This is a genomic window from Blastopirellula marina, assembly GCF_002967765.1.
Lineage (GTDB): Bacteria > Planctomycetota > Planctomycetia > Pirellulales > Pirellulaceae > Bremerella > Bremerella marina_A.
In genome coordinates, this window is the sequence record NZ_PUHY01000015.1 from 104,171 (window position 1) to 130,915 (window position 26,745).

General features: G+C 52.9%; 23 protein-coding genes and 1 tRNA gene. 11 read left to right on the forward strand and 13 right to left on the reverse strand.

Features of this window, described 5'->3' with window-relative positions; translation table 11 throughout:
• Nucleotides 1–51: 51 nt before the first annotated feature.
• Nucleotides 52–1,203 (reverse strand): FG-GAP repeat domain-containing protein, encoded by a 1,152-nt coding sequence (locus C5Y83_RS24970; RefSeq protein ID WP_105332533.1) that lies wholly within the window; start codon nt 1,201–1,203, stop codon nt 52–54.
• A 52-nt stretch (nt 1,204–1,255) separates the two neighbouring features.
• Nucleotides 1,256–1,519 carry a MoaD/ThiS family protein gene (locus C5Y83_RS24975; protein WP_105332534.1) on the reverse strand — a complete coding sequence of 88 codons (264 nt, stop codon included), beginning with the start codon at nt 1,517–1,519 and terminating at the stop codon, nt 1,256–1,258.
• 139 nt (nt 1,520–1,658) lie between these two features.
• Here C5Y83_RS24975 and C5Y83_RS24980 point away from each other — a divergent pair, with 139 nt between their 5' ends.
• From C5Y83_RS24980 to C5Y83_RS24995, 4 genes are all read left to right on the forward strand, one after another.
• Nucleotides 1,659–3,068 carry a sensor histidine kinase gene (locus C5Y83_RS24980; protein ID WP_105332535.1) on the forward strand — a complete coding sequence of 470 codons (1,410 nt, stop codon included), beginning with the start codon at nt 1,659–1,661 and terminating at the stop codon, nt 3,066–3,068.
• A 6-nt stretch (nt 3,069–3,074) separates the two neighbouring features.
• Nucleotides 3,075–4,496 carry a sigma-54-dependent transcriptional regulator gene (locus C5Y83_RS24985; RefSeq protein ID WP_105332536.1) on the forward strand — a complete coding sequence of 474 codons (1,422 nt, stop codon included), beginning with the start codon at nt 3,075–3,077 and terminating at the stop codon, nt 4,494–4,496.
• 127 nt (nt 4,497–4,623) lie between these two features.
• Nucleotides 4,624–7,272, forward strand: a complete 2,649-nt coding sequence (locus C5Y83_RS24990) for a M1 family aminopeptidase (protein ID WP_158262508.1) — start codon at nt 4,624–4,626, stop codon at nt 7,270–7,272.
• A 62-nt stretch (nt 7,273–7,334) separates the two neighbouring features.
• The gene (locus C5Y83_RS24995; RefSeq protein WP_105332538.1) at nt 7,335–8,396 is read left to right on the forward strand and encodes an isoaspartyl peptidase/L-asparaginase family protein; all 1,062 of its coding nucleotides are present in this window, start codon (nt 7,335–7,337) and stop codon (nt 8,394–8,396) included.
• Between the two features lie 80 nt (nt 8,397–8,476).
• Here the strand turns inward: C5Y83_RS24995 and C5Y83_RS25000 are convergent, their stop codons facing one another.
• The 3 genes from C5Y83_RS25000 to C5Y83_RS25010 form a co-directional block, all read right to left on the reverse strand.
• On the reverse strand, nt 8,477–9,574 hold the full coding sequence (locus C5Y83_RS25000) for a transporter (RefSeq protein WP_233207356.1): 1,098 nt from the start codon (nt 9,572–9,574) through the stop codon (nt 8,477–8,479).
• Nucleotides 9,575–10,087: 513 nt separating this feature from the next.
• Nucleotides 10,088–10,160 (reverse strand) — tRNA-Ala (locus C5Y83_RS25005).
• Between the two features lie 79 nt (nt 10,161–10,239).
• Entirely contained in the window at nt 10,240–11,664 is a 1,425-nt protein-coding gene (locus C5Y83_RS25010; RefSeq protein ID WP_105332539.1) for an ABC transporter substrate-binding protein, read from the reverse strand.
• A gap of 224 nt (nt 11,665–11,888) precedes the next feature.
• On the opposite strand from C5Y83_RS25010, the gene C5Y83_RS25015 reads away from it, so the two are divergent.
• Complete coding sequence (locus tag C5Y83_RS25015; protein ID WP_105332540.1) at nt 11,889–12,656, forward strand: SDR family NAD(P)-dependent oxidoreductase; 768 nt, start codon at nt 11,889–11,891, stop codon at nt 12,654–12,656.
• 13 nt (nt 12,657–12,669) lie between these two features.
• Here the strand turns inward: C5Y83_RS25015 and C5Y83_RS25020 are convergent, their stop codons facing one another.
• Nucleotides 12,670–13,173 carry a TrmH family RNA methyltransferase gene (locus tag C5Y83_RS25020; RefSeq protein WP_199195130.1) on the reverse strand — a complete coding sequence of 168 codons (504 nt, stop codon included), beginning with the start codon at nt 13,171–13,173 and terminating at the stop codon, nt 12,670–12,672.
• Nucleotides 13,174–13,297: 124 nt separating this feature from the next.
• Between C5Y83_RS25020 and C5Y83_RS25025 the strand changes: the two genes are divergently transcribed.
• Nucleotides 13,298–13,903 carry a TlpA family protein disulfide reductase gene (locus C5Y83_RS25025; protein WP_105332541.1) on the forward strand — a complete coding sequence of 202 codons (606 nt, stop codon included), beginning with the start codon at nt 13,298–13,300 and terminating at the stop codon, nt 13,901–13,903.
• Nucleotides 13,904–14,001: 98 nt separating this feature from the next.
• Here C5Y83_RS25025 and C5Y83_RS25030 read toward each other — a convergent pair whose 3' ends face one another.
• Nucleotides 14,002–14,493, reverse strand: a complete 492-nt coding sequence (locus C5Y83_RS25030) for an ArsR/SmtB family transcription factor (RefSeq protein WP_233207357.1) — start codon at nt 14,491–14,493, stop codon at nt 14,002–14,004.
• Between the two features lie 498 nt (nt 14,494–14,991).
• Between C5Y83_RS25030 and C5Y83_RS25035 the strand changes: the two genes are divergently transcribed.
• Genes C5Y83_RS25035 through C5Y83_RS25055 form a run of 5 tightly spaced genes read left to right on the forward strand, consistent with a single transcriptional unit; the run spans nt 14,992 to nt 21,218 of the window.
• Nucleotides 14,992–16,989: a peptide ABC transporter substrate-binding protein gene (locus C5Y83_RS25035; protein ID WP_105332542.1), complete on the forward strand. Its 1,998-nt coding sequence runs from the start codon at nt 14,992–14,994 to the stop codon at nt 16,987–16,989.
• Nucleotides 16,986–17,909 carry an ABC transporter permease gene (locus C5Y83_RS25040; protein ID WP_105332543.1) on the forward strand — a complete coding sequence of 308 codons (924 nt, stop codon included), beginning with the start codon at nt 16,986–16,988 and terminating at the stop codon, nt 17,907–17,909. Before C5Y83_RS25035 ends, C5Y83_RS25040 begins: the two co-directional genes overlap by 4 nt.
• A gap of 24 nt (nt 17,910–17,933) precedes the next feature.
• Entirely contained in the window at nt 17,934–19,109 is a 1,176-nt protein-coding gene (locus C5Y83_RS25045; RefSeq protein ID WP_233207358.1) for an ABC transporter permease, read from the forward strand.
• An 8-nt stretch (nt 19,110–19,117) separates the two neighbouring features.
• The gene (locus tag C5Y83_RS25050; protein WP_105332544.1) at nt 19,118–20,176 is read left to right on the forward strand and encodes an ABC transporter ATP-binding protein; all 1,059 of its coding nucleotides are present in this window, start codon (nt 19,118–19,120) and stop codon (nt 20,174–20,176) included.
• A 22-nt stretch (nt 20,177–20,198) separates the two neighbouring features.
• The gene (locus C5Y83_RS25055) at nt 20,199–21,218 is read left to right on the forward strand and encodes an ABC transporter ATP-binding protein (RefSeq protein ID WP_105332545.1); all 1,020 of its coding nucleotides are present in this window, start codon (nt 20,199–20,201) and stop codon (nt 21,216–21,218) included.
• A 45-nt stretch (nt 21,219–21,263) separates the two neighbouring features.
• Here C5Y83_RS25055 and C5Y83_RS25060 read toward each other — a convergent pair whose 3' ends face one another.
• The 6 genes from C5Y83_RS25060 to C5Y83_RS25085 form a co-directional block, all read right to left on the reverse strand.
• The gene (locus tag C5Y83_RS25060; protein WP_105332546.1) at nt 21,264–21,785 is read right to left on the reverse strand and encodes a hypothetical protein; all 522 of its coding nucleotides are present in this window, start codon (nt 21,783–21,785) and stop codon (nt 21,264–21,266) included.
• A 51-nt stretch (nt 21,786–21,836) separates the two neighbouring features.
• The gene (locus tag C5Y83_RS25065) at nt 21,837–22,211 is read right to left on the reverse strand and encodes a hypothetical protein (RefSeq protein WP_105332547.1); all 375 of its coding nucleotides are present in this window, start codon (nt 22,209–22,211) and stop codon (nt 21,837–21,839) included.
• Complete coding sequence (locus C5Y83_RS25070; protein ID WP_105332548.1) at nt 22,211–23,566, reverse strand: M20 family metallopeptidase; 1,356 nt, start codon at nt 23,564–23,566, stop codon at nt 22,211–22,213. The genes C5Y83_RS25065 and C5Y83_RS25070 overlap by 1 nt, the downstream gene beginning before the upstream one ends.
• 136 nt (nt 23,567–23,702) lie before the next feature.
• A complete protein-coding gene (rdgB, locus tag C5Y83_RS25075) occupies nt 23,703–24,338 on the reverse strand; it encodes an RdgB/HAM1 family non-canonical purine NTP pyrophosphatase (RefSeq protein WP_105332549.1) in 636 nt (211 codons plus the stop codon).
• Nucleotides 24,339–24,470: 132 nt separating this feature from the next.
• Nucleotides 24,471–25,595, reverse strand: coding sequence for a hypothetical protein (locus C5Y83_RS25080; RefSeq protein WP_105332550.1), 1,125 nt, complete (start codon nt 25,593–25,595; stop codon nt 24,471–24,473).
• Between the two features lie 164 nt (nt 25,596–25,759).
• Entirely contained in the window at nt 25,760–26,716 is a 957-nt protein-coding gene (locus C5Y83_RS25085) for a chemotaxis protein (RefSeq protein WP_105332551.1), read from the reverse strand.
• Between the last annotated feature and the right edge of the window lie 29 nt (nt 26,717–26,745).

Here is a 26,745-nt window from a genome sequence, read left to right on the forward strand (position 1 = left end):
GAGCATCTGAGACGCTCTCGACTTGTTGGTTCAAGGTTTTGAAGCAGATTTTTAATCCTTCATTGGATTGAACAAGACCTGTGTGCCGTCTTTCCCGGCCACGACAATGTCGATGTCCCCGTCTCCGTCGATGTCGGCAGTTCGAATCTGCAGTCCGATACCGACTTGATCGCGGTTGACGATGTGCTTCGTGAAGTTCGCTTTATCATCGAAGGTATAGTAGGCGACGATCGGCGGTTCCTTGCCGCCTGGGTCGTTGCCGTTGTGTGCACGCACCCGTTTGCCGGTGATCAAGTCATCCTTGCCGTCACCGTCTAGATCCGCCAGATGAAGGCAGTGGGCCTGGCTGAAGGTCTCGTCGATCATCTTCTTCTCGAAGGTCAGCTTACCATCGGCATCCGGCCCCTTGCTGATCCAGGCATAGAGTCCGAAGCCATGTGCCTGACTCGCGATTACATCGTTCTTGCCGTCGCCGTTGACATCGGTCACTAACATGGGGCAGGGTAGTTGTTCATTCCAATCTTGATGGAAGGCCCATTCACCGCTGAATGGCCCATCAGCAGGACCTTCGTACCAACCCTGACCGACAAGCAGGTCGGTTCGCCCGTCGTTGTTGATATCGCCGACAGCAATCCCATGGCCGTTCTGGCTACCAATCTTGAAGGATACCAAGGAGGGTTCCCCCTGATCGTTCTTGGCCATCCGACAAGCAAGCAGTGGGTTCTTCGGATTCCACTGGTTGGTGATCCACTCGTCCTTACCGTCGCCATCGAGGTCGAACATGATGGTCGCTTCGTTCGTGCCCAGTTTGGTATCGATCAGCGTATGTTGTTTCCAGAGGATGCCCTGCGATAGTGCTGGCTCGCCTGGGTTCTCGTACCAATTAACTTGACCCTGAAAGAAGTCACCGGCGATTACGTCGACGCGGCCATCGCCATTCACATCACGAGCAAAATCTCCATTTGAGTGAACATACCCGTTGGCATCTTCGATCAAACGAACAGGTCGTGGCAGCCAGTCACCGTTGCGGTACCAGTTGCGGCCAGCTACGACATCCAGTTTGCCGTCGCCATCGAAGTCAGCAATATCGCATCCTTCGTTGGCGTCGACACCCAGGACTTTCACGGTGAAGTTTTCAGGGGGAGCAGCCAAAAGCGTTTGCGCGGTGGCTACCAGGATTGCGAGACTGAAAAGAGATCGCATGGTTGGGTTTCCTGAGGAGGGAATAGCGAGTGAGGAGAAGTTTGCTTCCTGATTAGCCGCCTCCCAGGGCGGGAAGGAAGTGAACTTCGGTTTGCGGATCTAGGGAGGTTCTGAGATTACGCGAGATGAGGGTACCGTCGAGCGAGATTTGGATCGAAGGCCGCACCGTGTCATTCTCACACAAACGAGTATGGATTCCCGGGAAGCGACGATCAAGCTCATCTATCAATTCACGCAACGTCGTCGCGTCGACTTCGACCTGCGGTTGCTGGTTCGTTAAGTCGCGCCAGGGAGCGGGGATGAAGACAATCGCCACGAATGGGGGACTCCATGGGGTTTGCCGAAGGCAATACGAATAACCTCAGTTTACAATAGAATAGGCCCCAAATGGAAACTGTCTGGGCAGCATTTGCCACGATGGGTGAAATGATAAACGTTCTCGCTGAAAGCCGCCAATGCGCTGGCCATTGATCTATCAAGTAACCTTGCCACTGGCGTTTTGGACGCTCCTAACCGTCTTTGCGCTATCGATGTTCAATCTGTGGTATGCCCAAGTCGAAACCGGGGAGGAAGTCGAGGCTCGTCTGGCGGCCATTACCAAGCAAGTCGCCGAGGTTCGTTTTCCGTTATCGTTGCCGGTGCTCCAGCAAATTCAAGGGCTAACCGGCACGGAGTTAATCGTCACCGATGATCAGGGAATTTTGATTCGGGGGACAACGCCGGTTACTTCCGCAGAACTTCCTGAATTGTTGCGAGAGCCTGGTGTGGGAAGTGTTGATCTCTCGCAGGTTATCGAATTTGATGGCGAGAATTATTTTCACAGTGCCACTCAATCGCGATTCTCTGGATCGGACATGGTTACGGTCCACTTGTTGTATCCAAAAGCTAACTACGATCGTCGCGTGGCCCAGTCGTTCTGGCCGTTGATGTTGTTGGGACTGCTGGCCGTAGCGCCAATGTTGGTGGTGGCATCGATCTTAGCAGCGCGAATTACACGGCCGATTACTCGGCTGCAGAAGCAGGTTGGTCAAATCGCCGAGGGAGTTTTCATAGAGCTTCCACCTGGTAAGACGAACGATGAGTTGAACGACTTGGCTCATGCGATTAATCGCATGTCACATCAATTGGAGTCGTACGAAGTCAAGGTCCGCACGATGGAGCGAGCTCAAGTTCTTGGCCAAATTGGCGCAGGCTTCTCGCATCAAATTCGAAACGCCATGACGGGTGGTCAAATGGCGATTGGCTTACATCGGTTGGATTGCAACATCCCGGATTGCGAAAGTCTGCAAGTTGCTGAGCGGCAGATGAAAATGGTCGAGCACATGGTGCAATCGATGTTGCGGCTGGGGCGAAAACAGGACATTGAACGCGCCGCCATAAACGTTTGGCAATTGATTGAAACTACCGTAGCGATGGTTAGACCGCAGGCTAGTCATCACTCGCTTCCTATTCAGGAAAAAATCACGCTCGCACCAGAAGCGAGCCTTTCAGGCGATTTTGTGCTACTACAAACCTGTTTGATGAATCTGCTGTTAAACGGCATCGAAGCGACTCTCGCTGCCCAGGCTGCGGGCTCGGAGGAAAGGAAAAACGGTACCGAAATCGGTGAATTGGCGATCGAGGCGGCCCCGCATCCCGACGGGAAATCGATTACAATTCGGGTATGCGATGAGGGAATGGGGCCTCCGGCGTCCGTCGCGGATCAACTGTTTGAACCCTTGGTCACTACCAAAAAGGAAGGGACCGGGCTTGGGTTGCCAGTGGTTCGTGAAATTGTGGAACTGCATGGGGGGACGATCAAGTGGTACCGAGTCGATGATAAGACATGCTTTCAAATCACCCTTCCCCGTTCCGAATCTAAATAGATCGCTATGGCAAGCATTCACGTAGTCGACGACGAATCAAGTATCTGTTGGGCGATCGAAAAGCTGGGCACGAAACTCGGTCATGAGGTCCGCGTTGCTTCAACCGCGGAGCATGGGCTCGAGCTTCTCGCGGAGAATCATCCCGACTTAATGTTTCTCGATGTTCGCCTGCCAGGTATGTCTGGACTCGAGGCGTTGCCGAAGGTGAAAAGTATTGCCCCTGAGACACCAGTGGTACTGATTACTGCGTTTGGCGATTTGGAAGTGGCCGTTGAGGCTGTACGTCAGGGAACCTTTGATTATCTCGTTAAGCCATTTTCGATTGAAGACATTCAAACGGTGATCGAACGGGCGCTCGCTCAAAAGTCGAGCGAAGAGGAAGTCCGTCCAGAATCGGTTTCTGCGGAAATGGTCGGTACTTCTCCTGCCATGCAGGAAGTATTCAAACGCATCGCATTGGCCTCTCGTAGCGTTGCGCCGATTGTCATCCAAGGGGAAAGCGGTACCGGTAAAGAACTGGTCGCCCAGGCTGTTCATCGTTATGGCCCGCGTCATGCGTATCCGTTTGTTGCGGTAAATATCGCATCGTTGGCGCCCTCGCTCATTGAGAGCGAATTGTTTGGCCACGTCCGCGGCGCATTCACGCATGCCGTTCAAGAGAAACGCGGCCTATTACAACAGGCCAACGGTGGCACTTTGTTCTTGGATGAGGTCGCAGAGATTCCCTTACCAACCCAGGCCAAGCTACTGAGGGCTTTAGAGCAACGCGAAGTGATTCCTGTGGGTGGTTCTGCGGGAGAAAAAGTTGATTTTCGGGTCGTATGTGCTTCGCACCAAGATTTGTCGGCATGTGTAAAGCAAGGAACGTTCCGCCATGACTTGTTATTTCGCCTAAATACGTTTCGCATCGAGCTTCCGCCACTTCGTGAACGACGCGACGATATTCCTCCGCTGGTGTATCACTTTTTAGAACAGCTCGAAAAGGAATATGGCAAACCTTTGAGAATTTCCCCCTCGGCCATGCAAGAAATGCAGCAGCGGCCATGGTACGGCAATGTTCGGGAATTACGAAATGCCGTCGAACATGCGCAAATTTTGGCTCGCCACGGGCTAATCGAGAAAGAGCATCTACCGGAACCCGTGACCAAAGATTGGTTTTATCGATCGTCGAACGAAGATCAATCGATCGACGAAAGCTTGATTCGCTCGATTGCGGCTTGGACGAAACAAGAGGCATCAAGCCGCACAACCGAGAACTTGTGGGCTAGATTTCAGGCATTGGCAGAAAAAGAGATGCTGCAAGAGCTGCTTGAGCAATGCGACGGGCAGTATTTGGCGATCTCGCGAATCTTGGGAATTCACCGAACTACGGTAAAAAAGAAGTGCGAACAGTACGGCCTGCTTTCCTCAGAGCAACAGGACGAGTAGAGTGGAAACGTACTATTTTGCGTGAAGCACGTGAAATGGGACGTGATTAGGGTTACTATCAACAGACCCCATCTGTCGAAAATCCTTCCCCGCTATGGGGCGTTCTTAATCCATGGGTCGTACCTTCATGAAATCGATTATCGCTTTGGTTTGCTTGGCCGGATCTCTGCTGGCCGCCATGACACTTTCCGCTGTTTCGTTTGCGGAAGAAGCCTTCTGTACATGTCGCTATTGTGAAACCGCCGCGGCCAGGGCTGCCTTCGGCGTCGATCTCGGAAATGATGGTCCGCACTACGCTCCGGTTCGTACGGTCGATGTGCAGCATATCAAGCTCGACATCACGCCTGACTTCAAGAAACGAACGATCGGCGGAACAACGACAATTCGTTTCGTTCCACTTCGCCAGCCGATTGATGTTCTTAAACTTGATGCGGTCGAACTGAATATCACCGACGTGAAAGGTTCCACCCCGATTGCGGAGTTCGAGAATTCCGGCAAGGAAATTACGATTGCTTTCAAAGAACCAATCTCGGTTGGGCAAGAGAGCTGGGTAACCGTCGAGCACAACTGCGAACCAACGGGAGGTTTTTATTTCCGCACCGCCGAAATGGGTTATCCCGAAGAAGATACCCATTGCTGGACCCAAGGCGAATCGCACTATGCACGTCGTTGGTTCCCTTGTTTCGATTACCCGAACGAGAAATCGACGACCGAAGTGATTTGTCATGTTCCGACCGATATGACCGTTATCTCGAACGGCCGGAAGCTTGGCGAAAGTATCGATCCTGAAAAGCAACTCAAGACGGTGCATTGGCTGCAAGACAAGCCGCACGTCAATTACCTGATTTGCGTCGTCGCTGGCTATTTCGACAAGTTGGAAGACTCGGCAGGAGACATTCAGCTGGGCTATTACAGCCAGCCTTCGATTTCGGAGCATGCCGCCAACTCGTTCCAGGATACGGCTTCGATCATGAAGTTCTATCAAAAGGAGATCGGTGTTGCGTATCCTTGGCACAAATACGATCAGGTCACGATCTGGGACTTCATCGCCGGTGGAATGGAAAACACAACGATCACCACGCTGACGAACAACACGATTTTCAGCAAGGAAACAGAAAACATCAAATCGTCCCGTGGGCTCGATGCTCACGAACTGGCGCACCAGTGGTTTGGCGATTATGTGACTTGTGAAGACTGGAGCCATCTCTGGCTCAACGAAGGCTTTGCGACCTACTACACGCACCTTTACGAAGGGGAGAAGTTCGGCCGTGATGCCACGCTATACGGTTTGTATCGTGATGCAACCAATCGCGTTCTGCCGGGTGGAAACAACGACAAACGTCCCATCGTCTGGAAGCGATACACCAATGCTGGTGATCAGTTCGACTACCGAGCTTACCCGAAGGGAAGCTGGGTTTTGCACATGCTACGAAGCCAATTGGGCGAGGACATGTATCGTCAGGCGATCCAAAGCTATTTGAAGGAACACGGTCTGACGACGGTGACCACGCCCGAGTTACAAGCCGCTTTTGAAGAAACGAGCGGACGAACCTTCGATCGCTTTTTCGATCAATGGGTTTACCATGCTCGTCATCCTGACGTGAAAATCCGATATCGCTTCGATCCTAAATTGTCGTTGGCTCACTTTACCGTTGAGCAAACGCAAAAGGTCGATGACGATGTGATGTTGTTTTCTTTCCCCGCGACCTTCGCTCTGAAGTGTGGCGACGAAATGGTCGTTCACACAGAAGACATTACCGAAAAGAAGCAAGACTTTTACATCTCGGTACCAAGCAAGCCAGAGATGGTTCAGTTTGACCCGGAATACACACTGCTGGCCAATATCGATTTCGATAAGCCGGAGGAATTGTGGCTGAGTGAACTAGAGAATTCCGAGCATTGCATCGGTCGAATTCTGGCAATTCAAGCATTGGCCAAGAAGAAGACGAATAAGGGAATCGACGCGATCCAAAAAGCTTTGGAAACGGATTCCTTCTTCGGAGTCAAGGTCGAAGCGGCGAAAGCTCTAAGTAAGATGAATAGCGACGAAGCGCTTGCCGCGCTAGTAAAAACATCAGATCAAGACGACGCTCGCGTCCGATTGGCAATCGCTGATGCGGTCGTTGGTTTTTATCGACCGGAAAGCTTGGACGACATTCTGGGCACCGCCAAAGAAGAAAAGAACCCAGCGATCATCGAAGCGTGGATCAACGGTCTGGCAAAGTACTCGGACGAATCGGTCAGTCAGTATCTGCGTGCTGCCCTGCAACGAGAATCGTTCCGCAACCAAATTGCCGAAGCCGCGGTTACTGCGATGGAGCGAAGCGGTTCGTCGCAGTACGTCCCTGATCTGGCCGAGCAGGTCACTCAGCACTCTGGTAATTATACCGCCCGCGGTTTGGGTAAGGTGCTCCGTGCTTTGGCCAAGTTAAGTGACGGAAAGGAAGAAAAGCTGCAATCGTTGAAGCAAATTGCACCGACACTTAACGATGGTCGGACGGATGTGCAAAAGGCAGCGATTGCTGCACTGGGCGAACTAGGGCTGGAAGAAGCTCGACCAATTCTCCAGGCCTACGCCGATGCGACGAACGACGAGGAACTGTCGAAGGCCGCTTCGAATGCTTTGGCTGAGCTAACCAAGGATAAGTCTCCCCAGCCACGTGAACTGATCGAGCTTCGTAAGCAAATGCAAGAGCTCGAAAAGTCGAACAGCTCGCTCAAAGAAAAGCTGAATGACTTGGAAAAGAAGCTCGAAACGACGGAAACGAAGAAATAGCCTTCGTTTCGTTGTGACGCTTGTTTACACCATGTTTTGCCCTGCCAAGAGAGAAGAGATCCATGTCGACTCGGATTGCCGCTCGGTTGGTTTCGTCGTTATTCATGATCCTGGTGATTTCCTCGGCAACGTTGCATGCCGAGGAAGGGCGTTGGGCGATTGTGTTGCATGGTGGCGCGGGCTTTGTGCCGAAGGATCTGCCTGCCGACCAGGTGAAAGAATACAAGCTGGCACTTGAAAAGGCGCTTTCGACCGGCGAGAAAATCTTGTCGGAAGGGGGAACCGCTCTCGATGCAGTTCAGCAAACCATCACGGTGATGGAGGATGCGACCTGTTTCAACGCGGGACGTGGTGGTGTCTTCAACGAAGCAGGCTACCAGCAACTGGACGCTTCGATCATGGATGGAAGCAACTTGGCGTGCGGCGGTGTTTCAGCTGTCGAGCAAGTCCGTAATCCGATCACGGCAGCCAGAGCCGTGATGGATAAGACGCGGCACGTATTAATCACGGGTAAGGATGCCGATGCTTTCGCCAAGTCGAATGGGCTTGAGATGGTTCCGCGTAGTTACTTCTTCAATGAAGCACGATGGAAGGAACTTACCCGAGCGTTAGAGAAGAGTGGTCGGCCTGTGCCGCCAGAGCCTCCGTACGGTCGTCCCAAGGTCTCTGCGAAGACATCCGATTTCCGCGACTTCGGGTTATCGAAGGGAACCGTGGGCTGTGCGGCCCTAGACAAACAAGGCAATCTTGCCGCAGGAACAAGTACAGGCGGGCTAACCGGTAAAATGGTAGGTCGTGTGGGGGATTCCCCAATCATCGGAGCCGGGACCTATGCCGATAACGCTGGATGTGCCGTCAGTGGAACGGGCATCGGTGAGCAGTACATCCGTCATTCCATTGGATTTCAGGTCAACTTCCGCGTTCGCGAGAACAAACAATCGCTGAAGGAAGCCGTAGATTTCTGCCTTTCTCAGGTGCTCAATCCTGGCGATGGCGGGCTGATCGCCGTCGACTCGCAAGGAAACATCGTGATGCAGACCAGCACCGCAACACTCACCCGCGGGTGGTCGGATTGGAAAGGAAGTCGCGGCGTAGCTATCTGGGATGATCCGCTCGAAGATTAGGCATCGAAACGAATCATCACAAGATAAGATTGCCCCGGCTTTTGATAGAGGCAATCTCGTCGGTTTCGGAGTTTAGCCCGTTACCAAGCCTTCGACCAACTGGCGAATAGTTGGAAGTCAGTCTCTAGCTGTACGCCATCCAGGTCCTGATATACGGGCCGGACAAGTTCAACATTCAAACGGCTTCCGTCACAGAACTGGTAGATACCGCCGAAGCCCAGGTTGAACCAAAAGCCGCCTCGCATGTCGGTTCTTGCGGTGCTGATCATGTTCGGATTGAGCTGGGGATCGCCTGCTCCGCCATAGTTATCGCGCCACAGGCCTTCTGTGCGAAAACTAAGGGAAGCTCGTTCACCAACGCGACGGGCGAACCACCAGTTGAGTTGGTACTCGTTCCCAACATGGTAATTGCGGTAGTTTTCTCCGACTGGCAGATTGGTTTGCAATTGCAAGCCCATGCTGGCCATTTCCCAATATTTCTTGTAGGTAATGCCAGGGCGGAAGTTAAAGGTACCGCTACCCAATTGCATGGGATAAGGCATTTGCGTTTCGGCACCCATTGGGCTGGCCGATGTCGTTGTGCCGTGAATGTTCCCAGTTGGGGCACTCATCCCAAAGTTGAAAATGAGGTCCGAACATTCTGTATCGTATAATAGGACCAAAGCCCCGAATCGTAAGTCCGAAAACCCATCGTTGTAGGTGCTGAACGTCGTTCCGTTACGACGCAGGTGATCCATCGTTAACTCCATCCACATTGGCATGAAGTAAAGCGTAACGTTGTCTGTCGCACCATACATGATGTGCAGCATGTGCATGTTCATGTCCATCCGTGTGGGCGTGGCCATGAATGGAATTCCGGTTACGTCGAGTGCTTCGACGTCGCTGACTTGTTGCGTTCCGTAGCGATTCCCATCCATGAACATCTTTTGGAACTTATACTCGACCATCCATTCACCTTGGTGGTGAACGTGATCTCCCATCAGTCCCGCTGGAGCGTGCGTATCAGGTCGACCTTCCTTGATATCATGATGATCATGGCCGCCATGAGGGGAAGTGAACGGCGCCATCGGAGCGTATAGCTCTTCGTTGGCGTCGTCGGCGATGGGGTGAGCTGAAATCGTTGCTGGCAAACCGACGATTGCGATTGCTGCCAGAGTCCATGATGAAATGCAACGCATTCTTTCAAGAGTCCTTCCTTGGGGTGTCTGCTGATGAGTTTTCGCCATGTCTTGATCCTCTGATGGAGAAATCAATGTAAGAGGCAACTGCGTAAGGTGGGGCGAAAAATGATTCGCGAATTAGTGTCCGCAAAACCGTGTACGTCAAACTCCTTCTGACGTATTTGCAGTAGCCTGTCTGAAAACCCGTAGTCAAACATCGGACCAATCTCGATGCAGATTGAAGCTAGTAATCTGTGTATCGATTATTCCGTCCATGTTCACGACCGCTTAAGCAGAGGCGAATCAAGTGGTAAGAGATAACGAATGCGTCAAGTTGTCTTTTTCTGCAGCTTATCCCGCAACTCGGTAACCCGAGCTATCGTATCCGCTATCGAGAGTACCTGTTTTGGCTGACGCCGCAAGGAAACACATGGCGAATAAAGAGGCACAATGCGTTTGTCGGGAATAGATTCCCAGGCGGCTGTGAATGATCTAAATCACAGCGGAGCAAAATCAAATTGCCTGAAAAAGTGGAGCTGATCGGGATTGAACCGACGACCTCTGCATTGCGAACGCAGCGCTCTCCCAGCTGAGCTACAGCCCCAATATGGTTTTCAATTCTAGGTTGGATTTTCTGGGTCGTCCAGATCTGACTTCGGCGAAAATCATTGTTGCTTGATTGACTAAAACGCCGTCTGGCCAATTCCTTGGCTATTGCGGAAAGCTTTCACGTGGGCTTCTTTCCCATGCTTCTCGGAGATGTCGTCCCAGGTGTCAGATGCCATCTTCAGGGCGTCGTCGGCGGACAACGCATCGGGGCCGATCAGAGACAGCAATGCCTTGCGGAGGGTGTCTTCATATTCGATACAGTTGGCGATTCGGATGTTAGAAAGTGACTGAGGCGATTGCAATTGGTCGATGCTTGCTTTCACGTACTGCCGCAATGCGGCCCCTGGGAGCCCCTTGGGGAGCCAAGCTTGTGCCATAGGTAAGGAGGAAACTCGATACAGGGAGGTTCGCTTCGAGGCAGGAGAAATCAAACTGGAAAGTTCTTTGCCAGTAAGCAGCACCAGCACATCGGCCGCATGAAGTGTTTGTCCAGAAGCGGAAGCAACCGAACCGACCATGCCTGATGTTGAAAGCACCGGGACACTAACCGGCTTGCTCCCGTCTCGCGGAGCCCATTGATTGCCTTGGGTTTGATAAATGTCTGTTGAACCGGGCAGCGGTCCAAATGCGATCGCCTCCGAAACGGTTTCTGGGATCTCGGACGAAGCATTCAACCAACCGATCGCCATGACCGACTTGCCTGCGAGGAACGCTTCGGCGGTAGCTTGCGGATCGAGCGATTGAAGTTCACTAGGAATTGTCTTGGCGGATTGAGCGAGTTCGTCGGCGGCACGCACAAAGCCTGGTGACGTCAATCGCGACTTGCCGCTGGTGAAATCGAAATAAGTTGAAAGGTTCTCGCTATGCTTCACGTACGCCGCACTACGAGCCAGAAAGAGACTCGGGAGATAGGCATCGGCCATCGGTTCGAGTGTCGCCGTCTGCAGGGATTCATCCTTGGTTACCAACTCGCTTGCTTCGATCGCCTCGACGACGGCCGCGTATTCTGTCCAGGTCTTGGGAACTTCAAGATTCAGTTGCTTAAGTAGATCGGTGCGGGCCATCAGCATCAGTACGGGGCTACCGAACGGCAACGCGTAAGTCTTTTCGCCCCAGTGAATCTCAGTTTGGCGAATTCCCTGTACGACATCGTCCAGATCGAGATCCTCTGACGACAAGATCGAGGATGGGACGGGAGTGAGCCAAGATCGCTCGATTAGTTCTCCCATCATCGCCGGAGGATAGATCAGAATGTCCTTCGTTTGTCGCTTCTGATCAAGAAACGTAGCGCGGGGAACCGTCTCAACCGTGATGGCCTCTTCTATGCGTGCTGAGAGCTCGAGACGAATTCGCTCCGCCAAGGCTTCGTCTTCGACAACCGCAATCGAGAGTGGGGGAGTTTCGATCTTCGGTCGATCTGACTTGTTGGTCTGCTTGCTGTTACAGCCAGTAAAGATCAAACCGAAGAGAAGCAGAATTAGCGTTTGGCGACTAGTCATGAGGCTCACGTGGAAGACGCTCGAGAAGGATTAGTATGGCTCGATGGAACCCGCATGGTAGTCGGATAAAGGGTATGCGACAATTAGCAAACGCGAGGTAGTAGGGCTGAGTTGGCAAGAAAACAATTCGCTCGAACCAACTTGCTTGTCGGTGCGTAGAACATGTTTGGTTCTACGCCGAAGACTCTTCGTTTCTGGCCGATGATTCAGCGAAAGTGGCGGATATGCGTTTTCAAGACAAGGTGGCAATCGTCACTGGTGGAGCCAAGGGGATTGGGGCTGGTTGCGTCAAAATTCTGAGTAAGGAGGGAGGAAACGTCGCGATTCTCGACATCGACTCCCAAGCATCTGAGCAACTATGTCACGAAATCAACGAACAAGGTCGCGGACGCGCCTTCTTTATCCCGTGTGATATTTCCAACCGAGAGCAGTTGAAGGGGGCCATCGATGAGGCTGCCAATCAATGGGGACGCCTCGATTGCCTGGTCAACAACGCCGGGATTCATCCGCCCGCGACAACCCTGGAAGCGACCACACCAGAACTCTTGCACAAGGTGTTTCAGGTGAACTTCGACAGTACGTTCTTCGCTTGCCAGTTCGCGCTCCCTCACTTGAAGAAATCTCGCGGCACAATCGTTAACATGAGTTCGATGACCGCTGTGCTGGGACAAAAGCACTCGACGGCCTATGCTGCCAGTAAGGGAGCACAGCTTAGCTTCACTAAGGCATTGGCGATTGAACTTGGCCCCGATGGGATCCGCGTGAACGCCGTCCTGCCGAGCAATGTCGACACGCCGTTGATGCGTGAGTGGGCCAACACACTGGAAGATCCAGACTCGGCCTTGCAGCAAATTGCCGATCTTCAGGTCTTTGGGCGAATGGCGTCGATCGAAGAAATCGGCCGTGTCGTCTTATTTCTCGCGACCGAAGACTCTAGCTTTGTCACAGGGCAGGGGATCGAAGTCGAAGGCGGAGCAAGCCTCGATTACTGATCCCTTACTGAGCTTAACCCTCAGGGAACTGTCGACAAAACTCGTAGAGCGCCATACAAGTGGCTGTGGCGACGTTATAGCTGTATGGCATGCCATACACGGGAATCTCGACAACTGCATCCAGCAGCGATAAGACATCTTCGGTGATGCCGAGGCGTTCGTTGCCGATTACCAGGACCGTTTTTTTTACGAAGCTGAAATGGTGCAGGTTCTGCGAGTTGGTCGTCTGTTCCAATCCGACCAGGGTGTAACCTTCCCTCTTCAGGTCTTTCAGCACTGGCGGCAAGCTGCGGTGACGCGAGATCGGCAGCTTTTCGGCACCATCACGGGCGATCTTGGGATCAATCTTTACATTGCCGCACATCACCACTTTGCTGACGGCACAGCACGATGCGGCTCGGACGATGCGCGACAGATTTACGTTGCTTCGCATGGGGCAACAGGCCACGATCAGTTCACGCGGTTCGTCCAAGGCCGATAGGGGCTTGTGACGCAGATGTTCGAAATCAGATTCCATGGGGCGTGGTTCGTTCCGGCTGACCGACTTGATCGGCCCTGCCTGACTGCGATACAAAATAGGAAAGAAATAGCAATCTCGTATCGTAATACGTGATCTTCCAATAGGAAAAGGCGGTCCCCTGATGAATATGCGCTGGTTAGCAGTCGGTCTCTTGCTTCTTTTTGGGGGCTGCACCGATAGCTCGGAGACCGATACCGCAGTGCCGGCTCCGGAAATTGAACTGACTCCGGAAACGGAATCCACGGAAGTCACGACTAAAGTGATGGATTACTCGGGGATTCAGATGCTGATCGAGTCATACCGAGGAAAGGTTGTGGTCGTCGATATCTGGTCGACCCAGTGCCCACCTTGCATCAAAGAACTGCCTGGCTTGGTCGCTTTGGACAAAGCTTATTCTGGTAAGGATGTGAAGTGTATCACCGTCAGTCTCGATTACGGTGGTCTCCCGGACGAAACGCCTGAGCAGTACCAAGATCCCGATGGCGTGCTCATGAAGATTTTGACCGGTATCGGCGTCACGTGCGATAACGTGATCGCGGCGGATGACTCCGAAGCGATGCTCAACAAGCTCGAGTTGCTCGCTCCACCGGCTGTTTATGTTTACGGACGCGATGGCAAACTGGCGAAACGCTTCGATAACGAAGGAGAAGGGGTGACGGAAGAGACCGCGTTTACCTACGAAGACATCAAGCCTTTAGTTGCCAAGTTGGTTGAACAGAAGAATTAGCAACTTCGGCTTGAGCAAGAAAAAAAAACGAAGGCCGTCCCAGGACACGAATGGACGGCCTTCATGCGAGCCTCGTAATCGAGGTGGAGGAATTCGGATTAGTGGATCGCAACAACCGGCGATTCGTGTTCCACTTCCAGGCGAATCGAGGCCTCGCCAAAATCGATTTTGTCTTCTTCGAGGCCTGGTACCTGACGGAACAATACTTCGGCGAAGCGACCGAACTGTTCCGGCATAACACGATAGAAATTATTCTTTCCGTCGCGTCGCGATTCGATCAAACCACACGTCTTGAGCAATGCTAAGTGGTGGCTTACTGCAGGCTGGCTTTGATCGAGAAGATCACACAGCGAGCGAACATTCAGTTCGCCTGCCTGCATCAAGTAGCTGAGGATCTTCAGCCGAGTTTCGTCGGCCAACAATTTGAAGATTTGAACGAGTTGACGAGCAACGTCTTCGTTCAGGGATTCGTAAGGGGAAACTTCCTTACCTGCTAGAGCAGGTTCGGAAACGTGGCCGGAACTATCGTTATCACGATAGTACCCATTGGACAGCGTGTGCCCATTGGCTGGAGTAGCCAAGAACATCATGGCAGTTCTTCTCCGTGATAGTAATGCTTGGGGCCCCTACCTGAAAAGTTGAGTCTAACTGGCCCTCAAAAAAGGATAAGTCCGACACTACGGAGATAGCTTACGCGGCCGAATGCATACCCCCGAGGTTGGCGAGAGAGGCCGACACGGAGAAAAGCAAGTTCCAACGAAGACGCGTTAAGTTACATCGAGTGACGTCGAGCGAATCCCAGTTTCAGGAGATCCAAGCGCTAAAGGCTCTTCCAAAACTGAGCCTCGCCCCAACCTACGATTGCCGGTGCGAAGCGGTTCGCTCATTTTTGGAGTATCGAACAATTCGTTCGCTACTGCAACGTTTTCCCTGAGAAGAGGGGTGCGAATTGCGCACTTGGGGCGTGTGGCTTGATTCGGATCAGCATATCGTCACATCTTGCGGAATTTGATACGATCAGTCCTGCAAGCGATGATAGAACTTTGCCAATGTTCCGCGGCCCGCCCAATTGAGCGAGAAAGCATCGGATGAAACTGACATTAAGAGGTCTATTCCCTTACCTGTTCCCCTTGTTTTTCGTCGTTGCGCTCTTTTTTGCCTTGCAGATGGGGTCTTTGCCCCCCGCTGATTTCACCTTCTCCAACGGTACCGAGCCGCAGACCGTCGATCCAGCAAAGAGTACTGGAGCCCCGGAAGGACGGATCATTGATGCCATCTTCGAGGGGCTCTATCGCAAGATGCCCGATCCCACCAATCCGAACGATTTGGTGCCGATGCCTGCGATGGCAAAGTCGAGCGATGTTTCCGATGATCTGAAAACTTACACGTTTCACATGCGCGAAGGTGCCGAGTGGACCAACGGCGAGCCAGTGACGGCTTACGATTGGCTGTTCTCATGGCAGCGATTTCTGCATCCGGAATCGGGCACACAGTACGCGTACCAACTCTGGTACATCAAGAATGCGAAGAAATACACCACCGGCGAGATCGAAGTCGGTGATCGTGTCGAAGTCGAACTAGCCGATCGCGACGATCCTGCTCAGATGTATCCCACAGGAACGATCTTGGCAGGTGTTTTGAAAAACATCGATACCCATAAAGATGAACGCAAGCTCGAAGTTGAAGGGGATGAAGTCGAGACCGACCTCGAATTCAAAGTTTACACGGTTGATTGTGTCCCCACCAAAGATGGCGTGCCGCAGTGGGACGGGCCGGTTACCACACGAGTCTTCTACCAATCTGGGATTCCCGCACACTTCCTTAAGAAGCATCCCAAAGCCGAACAAGCGATGCATATCTTGCTGAACTTCAGCGAAGTGGGGGTCAAGGCTCCGGATGAGAATACACTTGTTGTCGAACTTGAATCACCAACCCCGTACTTCTTAGAACTGGTCTCCTTCTATCCGATGCACGCGGTGAACCGGACCTGCATCGAAACATATGGATATCCGAATTGGACGAAGCCTGAAAATATCGTCACTTGCGGACCGTATCAAATGAAGGAACGTCGGATTCGGGACCGAATTCGATTGGTCAAAAATCCGACCTATTGGAACGCCGAGGATGTTCACTTGGAAACGATCGATGCGTTGGCCGTTCAGTCCGATACCACGCAACTGAATATGTATATGAGCGGTCAGATGGATTGGGCAACGGTCGTGCCGAACTCGGTTCTCGATGAACTCAAAGAGCGGGACAAAGAGAAGCTGGAGAATCCCAAGCGAAAAGAAGAAACGAATGAACTGCTGATCGCTCCGATGTTGTCGACGTACTTCTATCGCGTAAACACAACGCGACCGCCCCTCGACAATCCCAAAGTGCGTCAGGCACTGAACCTGGCGATCAATAAGCAAGAGATCGTTGACTTCGTGACACGAGGTGGCCAGGTCCCAGCTGGCTCGTTGGTTCCGCCAGGAATTACCGGTTACGAAGGGCCTCCGACCGAGGAATACAATCCGAAAAAGGCTCGCAAGCTACTGGAAGAAGCCGGGTTCCCCGATGGAAAAGGAATGCGGCCCATTCAGATCTTATACAACACTTCGGAAGGTCATAAGAGCATCGCCGAAGTGATTCAGCAGCAATGGAAACGCAATCTGCATATCAACGTTCAGCTTCGTAACGTCGAATGGGGCGTCTATCTGACGACCGTGCGCGAGCTTGATTACGACGTCGCCCGAGCGGGGTGGATCGGTGACTATCCTGATCCGAATACGTTCCTCGACATGTTCGTCACCGGTGGTGAGAACAACGAGACTGGGTGGAGTAACAAAAAGTATGACTCGCTGATCGAAGAAGCGCGAAGCGAGGCCGATCCGGTTACGCGGTTTCAAATTCTTCGCGAGGCGGAAGATATCCTCGTCGAAGAAATGCCGATTCTACCGATCTACTTTTATGTGTCGATCAATATGGTGCGTCCTTACGTGAAAAACTTCCATCCCAATCTGCAGGACATTCACCCGTTGCAGGTGTTGGAAATCGATCAAGAACTGCGCGAGAAAGTTCGTGAGTGGGAGGGCTTGGAATGATCCGCTTTCTAGGTAAGCGGCTAATGTGGATGATCATCACAATGTGGGTCGTCTTCACGGTCAGCTTTTTTTTAATGTGGACCGTTTCGCCAGAAGGGGCGTTGCTCAGCGAACGCCAACTGCCCGAAGCGATTAAGCGGAACCTCGAAGAGTACTACGATCTTGATAAGCCGCTTGGCGTCCGCTATGTCAAGACAATGACGAATTATGCTCAGCTCGATCCCGGACCGAGCATGAAGCTGATCGATAAGTCGGTGCTCGATATTCTGAAAGAAGGTTTACCGATTTCGATTTCGCTAGGGCTCTTGGGCCTTTGCTTTGCAATGTTGATCGGCTTTTCGACCGGTATTGTCTCAGCATTGCGGCGTCAGTCCTTGATCGACGTGACGTTCCGCATGATCGCAACGTTGGGGATCGCGATTCCAAATTTTGTATTGGCAGGCTTCGCCATCATTATTCTCGTGTTCGGCTTGAACTTGTTTCCAGCCGCAGGATGGGGACGCCCGATCGACTTGGTGTTGCCTTCGTTGTGTTTGGCCGCTCCATTCGCTGCCTACATCTCGCGACTTACGCGGACTGGCATGCTGGAAGTACTCGGGCAAGATTACATTCGAACCGCTTATGCGAAAGGATTGATGCCGGCCACGGTGGTGATGAAGCACGCGTTCCGTGGAGCGATCTTGCCGGTGGTCTCGTACTTGGGGCCGGCTACGGCAGGCATTCTGACGGGATCGCTCGTTTTAGAACGAATCTTCTTTATCCCTGGGTTGGGAAGTCACTTCATCGAAGCCGTGCAGCAGAAAGATCACCCAGTGAGTCTGGCAGTGGTGATGATCTATACGTTTCTGTTGTTCTCGATGAACACGCTTGTTGATCTTTCCTACGGACTGATTGATCCTCGGGTCAAATTGGATAAGTAACATTCTCACGCGAAGGCCAAAGCCTTGGATTCCTTAGATAAGAACGATCCCTATGCTGCGGCATTGCCGCCCATCGACAAGTATCGGGAAATGTACTACGAAGCAAAAAGCATTCGTGGTATTTCGTTATGGCAAGATGCGTGGCGCCGATTGCGACGCGACTGGGTCTCGATGACCGCGCTCAGCTTTCTCGTGTTGCTGGCTCTCGCGGCGATCTTCACGCCGCTGATTCCCTTGCAATCACCGATCCACCAAGATCTCGCCAATCGCTTTGCTTTGCCGCCAGAGTTTCATTCGACCACAACGGAAGTCGACGAGACGACCGGTGATAAAACGACGGTTCCGGTGACGCTTGGTCTAGCAGGCATAACAGGTGAAGAATTCGATCGAAAGGTCGATCAGCTTTGGGCCGAGCCAACCTCGTTCGACCTCCTGCTCCTAAACACGCGCTTGGTAGTTTTTGGCGATTGGTGTTTGCCCAGCCTCTGTGGTACTGACCTTTTGGGACGCGATCTCCTTTCACGTTTGTTCTACGGAGCACGGATCTCTTTGATCGTCGGACTGGTAGCCACACTGGTCTCGTTAATTATCGGGGTGAGTTACGGTGCGATTGCCGGCTATGCCGGCGGTTGGGTCGACGACTTCATGATGCGAATCGTCGATATCATGTATTCGGTACCGTTCATCTTTCTGGTGCTATTCCTCATCACGATCCTCAGTGAAGATGATGTAAAAACATGGCTGGAAGCCCGTGGAATCAGCCGGATCGTGATTCTGTATATCGTTATCGGTGCCGTCTACTGGCTGACCATGGCACGCGTGGTTCGCGGACAAATCATCAGTTTGAAGAACGAGCAATTCGTGGATGCGGCACGTACGATTGGGGCGAGCGGTTTACGGATTGTCTTCCTGCACTTGGTGCCCAATGTGATGAGTATCGTGATCGTTTATCTGACGCTTACCATTCCAGCGGTGATGCTGTTCGAGGCGTTTCTGTCGTTCCTCGGGCTTGGCGTTGAGGCACCTGCGGTCAGCTGGGGGGTGCTCGCTGAAGAAGGGCAACGCGTTATTACTCCTGTGAAGATTTACTGGTGGCTGGTTGTGTTCCCTGCACTGGCCTTGGCATCGACGCTCTACTCCTTGAACTTTCTCGGTGACGGTTTGCGAGATGCCCTCGACCCGCGCATGAAGAACCGATGAGGTAATTGATGGCTGCAGATACAGTGAGTGCCACCACCCAAGACAGTGCTTCCGCCAAGGGGCGGAAGCTGCTGGAAGTTCGCGACTTGGCGGTCGAATTCCGTACCGAGGAAGGGGACGTCAAGGCGGTCCGCGGCGTGAACTTCGACCTGCGTGCTGGCGAAACGCTTGGAATCGTCGGTGAATCGGGATCGGGTAAATCGGTCACCAACCTCGCAATGCTGGGGCTGATCCCGCAACCGCCTGGACGAATCACTGCCGGCTCGGCAATGTATGGCGGATACGACTTGTTACGGATGTCGGATCGCGAGTTGTCTCGTATTCGGGGCAATCGGATTGCGATGATCTTTCAAGATCCGATGACAACGCTGAATCCGTTCCTGACGATCGACGAGCAGTTGACCGAAGTGACTCGGAAGCACTTGGGGCTGTCGTACAAAGATGCTCTCGACCGCGCGATCGAGATGTTGGAAAAAGTCGGTATCCCGGGGGCAACTCGCCGCGTGTTTAACTACCCGCACGAGTTTTCAGGTGGGATGCGACAACGCGTGGTCATCGCCATGGCATTGTCTTGCGATCCGGAGATCTTGATCGCGGACGAACCGACAACGGCGCTCGACGTGACGATACAGGCGCAGATCTTGGAACTGATGCAGCAGTTGCAGGAGGAGCATAATACCGCAATCGTCATGATCACGCACGATCTTGGCGTAATCGCGAATATGGCAACCGACGTGCTGGTGATGTACGCCGGACGTAAGGTCGAACAGGCTAAGGTGCATGATCTATTCACTGATCCACGCCATCCCTACACGCTGGGGCTTTTGAATTCGATCCCACGCATCGACGAACATGTGGGGGCTCAGCTTACGCCAGTGCATGGCCAACCACCAGACATGAGTCAGCCGGTTGTTGGGTGTGCATTCTATCCGCGGTGCCCATATCGCATCGATAAATGTCTGGCAGTGGATCCACCTTTGGTCCAAGTTGACTCCGGCACATTGCACGCCTGCATCCGTGATGTGACGCAAATAGATAAGCCGACTTCCCAGGTAATTCCCTCTTAACGTCGAACGAACTGACAGCAAGATGCCGCAATCCGAGCAAGATTCTCCCGTTCTCAGTGTCCGCAATTTGAAAGTCCACTTCCCGGTTCGCCGTGGCGGTTGGTTTTCGTCGCAGACCGAACTGGTGCGCGCCGTTGATGGGGTCTCGTTTGATGTGAAACCAGGCGAAACCTTCGGGCTCGTTGGTGAAAGTGGTTGCGGTAAGTCGACCACGGCCAGGGCCATCATGCATTTGGTTAAGCCGACCGACGGCGAGGTTTATCTCGACGGGAACCGGCTCGATAATCTTTCTGCAGATAGTATGAGGCGATATCGCAGCGACCTGCAGATGATCTTCCAAGACCCCTATGCGTCGCTCAATCCACGTATGACTGTGGGAAATATCATCGGCGAACCTCTTTCGATTTTCGGGCTGAAGTCTGGTATCGATAAGAAGCTAGAGGTGATGCGATTGATGGACGTAGTCGGGCTGAACCCTCGCTACGTGAATCGTTATCCTCATGAGTTTTCTGGTGGTCAACGTCAGCGTATCGGTATCGCCCGCGCCTTGGCGGCTCGCCCGAAGGTGATCATTTGCGACGAGCCCATTTCTGCGCTCGACGTTTCGATTCAGGCCCAGGTTATTAATCTGCTGATGGATCTGCAGCAGAAGCTGGGCGTCGCCTACGTCTTCATCGCGCACGACCTTTCGGTGGTTCGCCATATCTCGCACCGGATTGGCGTGATGTACCTCGGCCGGATTGTGGAACTATCCGAGTCTCAGGAACTGTTCAAGCACCCGCTACATCCGTACACGCAGGCCTTGTTGTCGGCGATTCCAGTTCCCGATCCAAAGATCGAACGTAAGCGAGAGCGTATCGTTCTTCAGGGGGAAGTCCCTTCGCCCGACAAGTTCTACCCTGGCTGCGCATTCGCGGATCGATGTCCTATCGCCAATCCGGAAGTCTGCACCGCGAGTCGGCCACCTTTAGAGGGCGAACCACATCCGGCCGCTTGCTTCTATGCTGGAGAAATGGCAGAAACCGGGACAACGAACGTTTAGGATCTGGTTGCTTCTTGCTAGGAAGCGACCGTGACCTGGTATTCGTTAAGCTGAGTGCTTTGAGTCGGCTGGCTGCTTTGGTTGCGAAGATTCGTCCTGCATTCGCACAATCGACGAACCGGTCCGAAGGCGCCGTGATTCCATATAGAAATGGACGATCGTCTCCAAATCGCTTTTCATCCCGCGACATGACAGGTCAATCGATGCGAAACCGGCCAGCGGTGAATCGTCGTGGGTCAGATATAAAATGACACCATGCGAATGCGTTTCGTAACGGGCGATTTCACGCCAAGGTGTTTTTCGTGTCCCGGCAAATGTCGTTTGAATGATGCCGCGCGGCCCGAGATCGATTCGAACGGGAATGAACAGCTTCCATGTCGCGATCAGGCACATGATCACCACACCAAGCGAAATCCACACGCTGACCGTTCCTGAGTAAGTCAGCAGGATGAGCACCAACAGAAGGATCAAGATCGCCACCTGGGCGATATGATCGTCCCGGATCGGTAGCCGAACCAGGGACAGTTCTGGCGACTGGGTCTCGAATTCCCGACTCGAAGGGGACATGCGTCGCCGATCCAAGGCGCCTGCCAGGCAGGGCCAACTTAGGTGTCAAAATCAATGGGGTGCATCATCTGGGGGTGACGCAGGAAACTGATTGGAGGTTCGAATCGCGCCTGCAGCCATGACTCCCACGCTCCAGTATAGGATACTCAGAAAAACGATCGCCCAGGTCACGACTGTCAGAAAGTTCTCAGAAAAGAGGATCTTAATCGGAGGTTCTGCGCTGCGTTTAGGGGGGCTTGGTTCCGAAGGGTCTTCGGCCTTCTTCTTTTGGTGAAGTGCTTCACGTAACTCGTTCCAGTTTTCGGTTTCCTGGGGGGTATCGTACGTTGCTACCACCCAGAACCTCGCCTGAAAGAGCCCCCAAACCGTTAAGCCGACAAGGATCGCATAAATGGCGGAAAGAGCCAACAGCGTTCGCCGATGCATTATTCGTGATCCGGCTTTCGATCAAAAAGATACAGGAGTGCCGTCGTTGAAGCGGTGACGCCGGTCTCGAGGCATCTTTCAGCATCGGGATAGAAAAGAGGAGAGTGTAGCGAAGGTGGTTTCTGACCCAGTTGCTCGAAGCGGGCAAGACGTTTTGCATCGACCGAGCCCAGGCGAAACATAAAAATTGGTACACCGGCGAGTCCGTATCGGCTGAAGTCTTCGCCTCCCATCGAGGGATCCACCGGTACGACGTTATCCTTGCCGAGCGACTCGTTTAAGGTTTTCACGACTGACCAAGTCAATTTTTCGTCGTTGAACAAGCTCGGAGTTCCTTCCTTGACCGTGATCTCCGGTTTCTCGGCACGAAAGCTTTCAGCCGTGGCGTCAGCCTTACGTTTGATAGCGTCCAGTAGTTGCTGACGGACCTTATCGCCATAACTGCGGACGGTCAGCTGAAGATGACACGTATCGCCGATGACGTTGTGTTTGGTACCACCATGGATCGCTCCTACGGTAATCACCGCTGGATCGGAGGGGGCGACTTCCCGGCTGACAATCGTCTGGAGGTCAACAATCAGTTGAGCGGCTTGAACGATCGGATCGATTGTCATCTGGGGGTACGCCCCATGACCACCTTTCCCTTTGACGATGATGTCGACACTATCAACATTCGCCATCGCATAGCCGCTACGATAACCGACTGTGCCGGTTGGCATGGTGGGATCAACGTGCAGGGCCAGGGCATAGTCAGGCTTAGGAAATCGCTCGAAGAGTTTATCATCGAGCATCATCTTCGCGCCCTCTCCCTTTTCCTCCGCAGGCTGCCCAATAATCATCAGGGTGCCGTGCCAGAGCTCTTTATGCTCGGCCATGAAGCGTGCCACTCCGACGACGTTTGTCATATGAATATCATGTCCGCACGCGTGCATCACACCGGACGCGGTTCCGTCTTCAAGAGTCACTTTCTTTTGCGAGGCGTACACCAACTCGGTCGCTTCCGTCACGGGAAGAGCATCCAAATCAGTACGAAACATGACGGTCGGTCCGTGGCCATTTTTCAGAATGGCGACGATTCCATGACCACCGATATTCGAGGAAACCTCATAGCCTGCTTTCGTTAGAAGGTCGGCTAGCCGCTTGGCAGTTTCCTTCTCGTGGTGAGAAAGCTCCGGATGAGAGTGGAACCATCGATAAACTTCGATCAGAGAATTGGACGAGTCAGCTACCCACTCTTGAATCAATTCATCTTGATCTGTGGCCGTTGCCTTCTGAGCCAATACAGGAGAACTAAGAAGGAAAGTGGCAATGGGTAGCCCAACGAGCACGGCCCATTGGGTAACGAACCTATTCATTTTTGAATCTCTGAGAAATGGAGTATTTGCCACTTGCAGAGCTGGCGGAAAAGACGTTATCATCCTGCGTAGATTATAGCACGTTCTAATTTTATACGAGCGGATGTCTGCGCTTCATCCAACGGCATCCGCTTATTTATTTCTTGTCTAGAAGCTGGGGGTTCTTTCCCAGCAGTTCATTCAGTTGGGCGACAAATGCACGCGAAGCCTTCGCCCGATGGCTGATGAGCCCCTTTACCGCTGGCCCAAGCTCGCCAAACGTAAGATGGTATTCCCGGATCTTAAATAACGGATCGTAGCCAAATCCGTGGTTTCCATGGCGCTCGGTCGTAATCCGCCCTTGGCATCGATCTTCGGTCTCGAGGACGACGTTACCAGCCGGATCGGACAAGGTAATGTGGCACACGTAATGGGCTCCTCGTTTTTCGTCTGGTAGTCCCTCAAGTTTTTCCAGAAGTAGATCATTGTTCGATTCATCGGTCGCTTCATCGCCAGAGAATCTAGCCGAGTAGATCCCCGGCGCTCCCTTCAGTGCATCAACGCACAAACCGCTGTCTTCCGCCAAAACCCATTGCCCCAAATGAACCGCTTGTTGGCAGGCCTTCTTTGCGGCGTTCTCAGCAAACGACTCGCCGTCCTCAACCACCTCGATAGCCTCGGGATATTGCTTCAGTGTTTGCAGTTCAATACCTAGTGGGGACAATAACTGTTGCAGTTCGTCCCGCTTCTTTTGGTTGTAGGTACCCAATACAATTTGGCGCGTGTGGTTCATCGCTGATCGATCGCTGGAGGAGGCCTGTCGAAAGTTCGGCTTGTCATCCTAGCGAGATTTGCGCGCATAAAAAAGGTTCCACGTCGAACGTGGAACCTCGTGGTTGCTGTTTTCTGATGGTCGTCAGAATGTTTAGCGAGTATTGCCGCGAGCGTAATCGGCCGCAACACTGACGCGGGGTACCTGAACTGGAACTGGCTGCACGTCGAAGGTGATACCAGCCAAGACTTTTGGCTCGAAAGTCGGCAGACCGTTGGCACTTGGTTGGTCCCCGGCACTTCCTTTGTAGCCATCCATGATTCGCTTGACTTGGGGATTGATTTCGATCTTCCCGTCGCGACGTGGCGTTCCCACTGAATCGAAGCTCCCAACGGTCACGATGCTTTCGGAGCGATCGTGGAAGGTGTACGATTCAACGCCTTGCTTGCGAAGTGCAGCGGCGAGCTTCTCCGCCTTTTCAGCAGCCACGGCTAGGCGGCCACCACCGACGATGTTCTTGGCTTCGATTTCTTTGATCTTGTTCTGATCGAGCTCAACGGCACCACGGAAGGTGGCCACTCGGACGGTATACTTCCCGGGGTTGTTCAGTAGGTTGTACGGCGTGTCTTTGTTCATATCGACCACCAGCTTGTCAGGCCCCTGAGGACGAAAGAACTCTTCCGGCAGAAGCGGATTACGCGTAACAAACGCGTTGCCCATGGGGCCTTTTTCCTTCTTCTCCTCAGTCAGAATCGCTTCCTTGATCTTTTCTCGCATCGTTTTGATGACATCCGACTTCACGCTATAACCGGTTTGGAAGACTTTCGGTTCAGCGGTCTTCAGCTTGTTCAATGTGCTTTCCACGCCGCTGGCATTGACTGAGTCGTAATTGCCAACCATGACGGCATAGCTGGTGAAGCTTGTGTCGTTCATGTATCGCATCTTCTTGGGACCGCCGTAGCGATCGTACCCCTTACCGACGACGGTATCGGAGAAGTCGTACTTTTGCTCAAAAACGTAGGCTTCCAGGCCGTAGTCTTTGCGAAGCTCCATCACCAGATTCTTAGCATCGTTGGCGGCGCCTGGGCCGGAGAAACTGCTGGCCATGATCATCCAGGGGCCATTGGCTTCTGCTAATTCGTACGTCTTATTGACGTCAGCTTCGACCTTCCGGAATGGAATCAGGCTGGCCCATGGTGGAGCGGCCACGGTCGTCGAACCGAGGGCGGCAATCAGGCCAAACGCCACGGCAAGTCGTAGATTGGTGCGGACAAACATCCTTGCTTGATCCCCTCAAAAGACAATAAATGCATCGACTCCGACCGCCAGATGGATCGGGAAATGTCGGGGAACAGTAGCAAGTCCCCCTCGGTCGACACAAGGCGTATCTTGAGAGAATTCCCAGGAATTTCTCGGAATGGTGGCCGCAGTGCTAGCGTCGTTTAGACACCAACCAACTCGTTCATTCCAAGGAGTTGGCGAGCTGTGCTGACCAATTCCGCGTAACGAGGCTTAGAAACCTGAGCATCGACACCAACCTGGGCGCCCTTTTTCTGATTGTCTTTAGAGACCAGGGAAGAGAAGATCAGGATCGGCAACTGTCCCAAGACTGGGTGCATGCGTACATGCTTCGCCAAGCTGAAACCATCCATGCGTGGCATTTCGATGTCAGTGATGACAATGCCAACGCGGTCACGAATGTCTTCGGTTGTTTGGGCCTCGGCGACTTTTTCCAAGTATTCCCAAGCTGCCAGACCGTCCACGAATCCGTGGATATTGCTGAAGCCGGCGTCTTGGAGGTGATCGCGGATCATTTCCGATATCATGCGAGAATCTTCAGCAAACACGATCGGAACGTCCGGAGCTTCAATTTTCACAATCTGCGCTGCATCGGCGGCCTGCTGTTCGGTGATACCCGCCACTTCGGCGCCGATCGACTCGAAGTCGAGAATCTGGACCAACTTCCCATCGATTAACACTACGCTGGTAATTGGGGCATTCATGCCCAAAGTGTTTGGTAACGGACGGGTCGCTTTCCAGCTAACGCGGTAGATGCGATGGACACGATGAACGCGGAATGCGAGAGGACGCTGATTGAATTCGAGCAGTAGTAGGCAGTCGTTGTCTTTGGCTTGAGCTTCTTCCACGTCACCATACAGGAAGTGGGCCAAATCAATTAGCGTGACCACGTCCTGGCGAATTCGAACGACGCCTTCGATGGAAGCATGTCCTTCCGGTAGGCGAGTGACGTTGCTGATTCCGAGAACTTCCTTCACCTTCGCAACGTTCACGCCGAACGTTTGCCCTGCCACCTCAAAGACGAGGATCTCTGCCTCGTTGGTGCCTGCTTCCAGGAGGATGCCCGTATTAATGCCCAGTTTGGATGACTGTGTCGTCATGATCGTACCGCTTGCAGAGCTAGAGGGAT

Coding starts and splice junctions, on each gene's coding strand:
- C5Y83_RS24970 (WP_105332533.1), bottom strand. CDS start 1,203: ATGCGATCTCTTTTCAGTCTCGCAATCCTGGTAGCCACCGCGCAAACG.
- C5Y83_RS24980 (WP_105332535.1), top strand. CDS start 1,659: ATGCGCTGGCCATTGATCTATCAAGTAACCTTGCCACTGGCGTTTTGG.
- C5Y83_RS24985 (WP_105332536.1), top strand. CDS start 3,075: ATGGCAAGCATTCACGTAGTCGACGACGAATCAAGTATCTGTTGGGCG.
- C5Y83_RS24990 (WP_158262508.1), top strand. CDS start 4,624: ATGAAATCGATTATCGCTTTGGTTTGCTTGGCCGGATCTCTGCTGGCC.
- C5Y83_RS24995 (WP_105332538.1), top strand. CDS start 7,335: ATGTCGACTCGGATTGCCGCTCGGTTGGTTTCGTCGTTATTCATGATC.
- C5Y83_RS25000 (WP_233207356.1), bottom strand. CDS start 9,574: ATGCGTTGCATTTCATCATGGACTCTGGCAGCAATCGCAATCGTCGGT.
- C5Y83_RS25010 (WP_105332539.1), bottom strand. CDS start 11,664: ATGACTAGTCGCCAAACGCTAATTCTGCTTCTCTTCGGTTTGATCTTT.
- C5Y83_RS25015 (WP_105332540.1), top strand. CDS start 11,889: ATGCGTTTTCAAGACAAGGTGGCAATCGTCACTGGTGGAGCCAAGGGG.
- C5Y83_RS25020 (WP_199195130.1), bottom strand. CDS start 13,173: ATGGAATCTGATTTCGAACATCTGCGTCACAAGCCCCTATCGGCCTTG.
- C5Y83_RS25025 (WP_105332541.1), top strand. CDS start 13,298: ATGAATATGCGCTGGTTAGCAGTCGGTCTCTTGCTTCTTTTTGGGGGC.
- C5Y83_RS25030 (WP_233207357.1), bottom strand. CDS start 14,493: ATGATGTTCTTGGCTACTCCAGCCAATGGGCACACGCTGTCCAATGGG.
- C5Y83_RS25035 (WP_105332542.1), top strand. CDS start 14,992: ATGAAACTGACATTAAGAGGTCTATTCCCTTACCTGTTCCCCTTGTTT.
- C5Y83_RS25040 (WP_105332543.1), top strand. CDS start 16,986: ATGATCCGCTTTCTAGGTAAGCGGCTAATGTGGATGATCATCACAATG.
- C5Y83_RS25050 (WP_105332544.1), top strand. CDS start 19,118: ATGGCTGCAGATACAGTGAGTGCCACCACCCAAGACAGTGCTTCCGCC.
- C5Y83_RS25055 (WP_105332545.1), top strand. CDS start 20,199: ATGCCGCAATCCGAGCAAGATTCTCCCGTTCTCAGTGTCCGCAATTTG.
- C5Y83_RS25060 (WP_105332546.1), bottom strand. CDS start 21,785: ATGTCCCCTTCGAGTCGGGAATTCGAGACCCAGTCGCCAGAACTGTCC.
- C5Y83_RS25065 (WP_105332547.1), bottom strand. CDS start 22,211: ATGCATCGGCGAACGCTGTTGGCTCTTTCCGCCATTTATGCGATCCTT.
- C5Y83_RS25070 (WP_105332548.1), bottom strand. CDS start 23,566: ATGAATAGGTTCGTTACCCAATGGGCCGTGCTCGTTGGGCTACCCATT.
- rdgB (WP_105332549.1), bottom strand. CDS start 24,338: ATGAACCACACGCGCCAAATTGTATTGGGTACCTACAACCAAAAGAAG.
- C5Y83_RS25080 (WP_105332550.1), bottom strand. CDS start 25,595: ATGTTTGTCCGCACCAATCTACGACTTGCCGTGGCGTTTGGCCTGATT.
- C5Y83_RS25085 (WP_105332551.1), bottom strand. CDS start 26,716: ATGACGACACAGTCATCCAAACTGGGCATTAATACGGGCATCCTCCTG.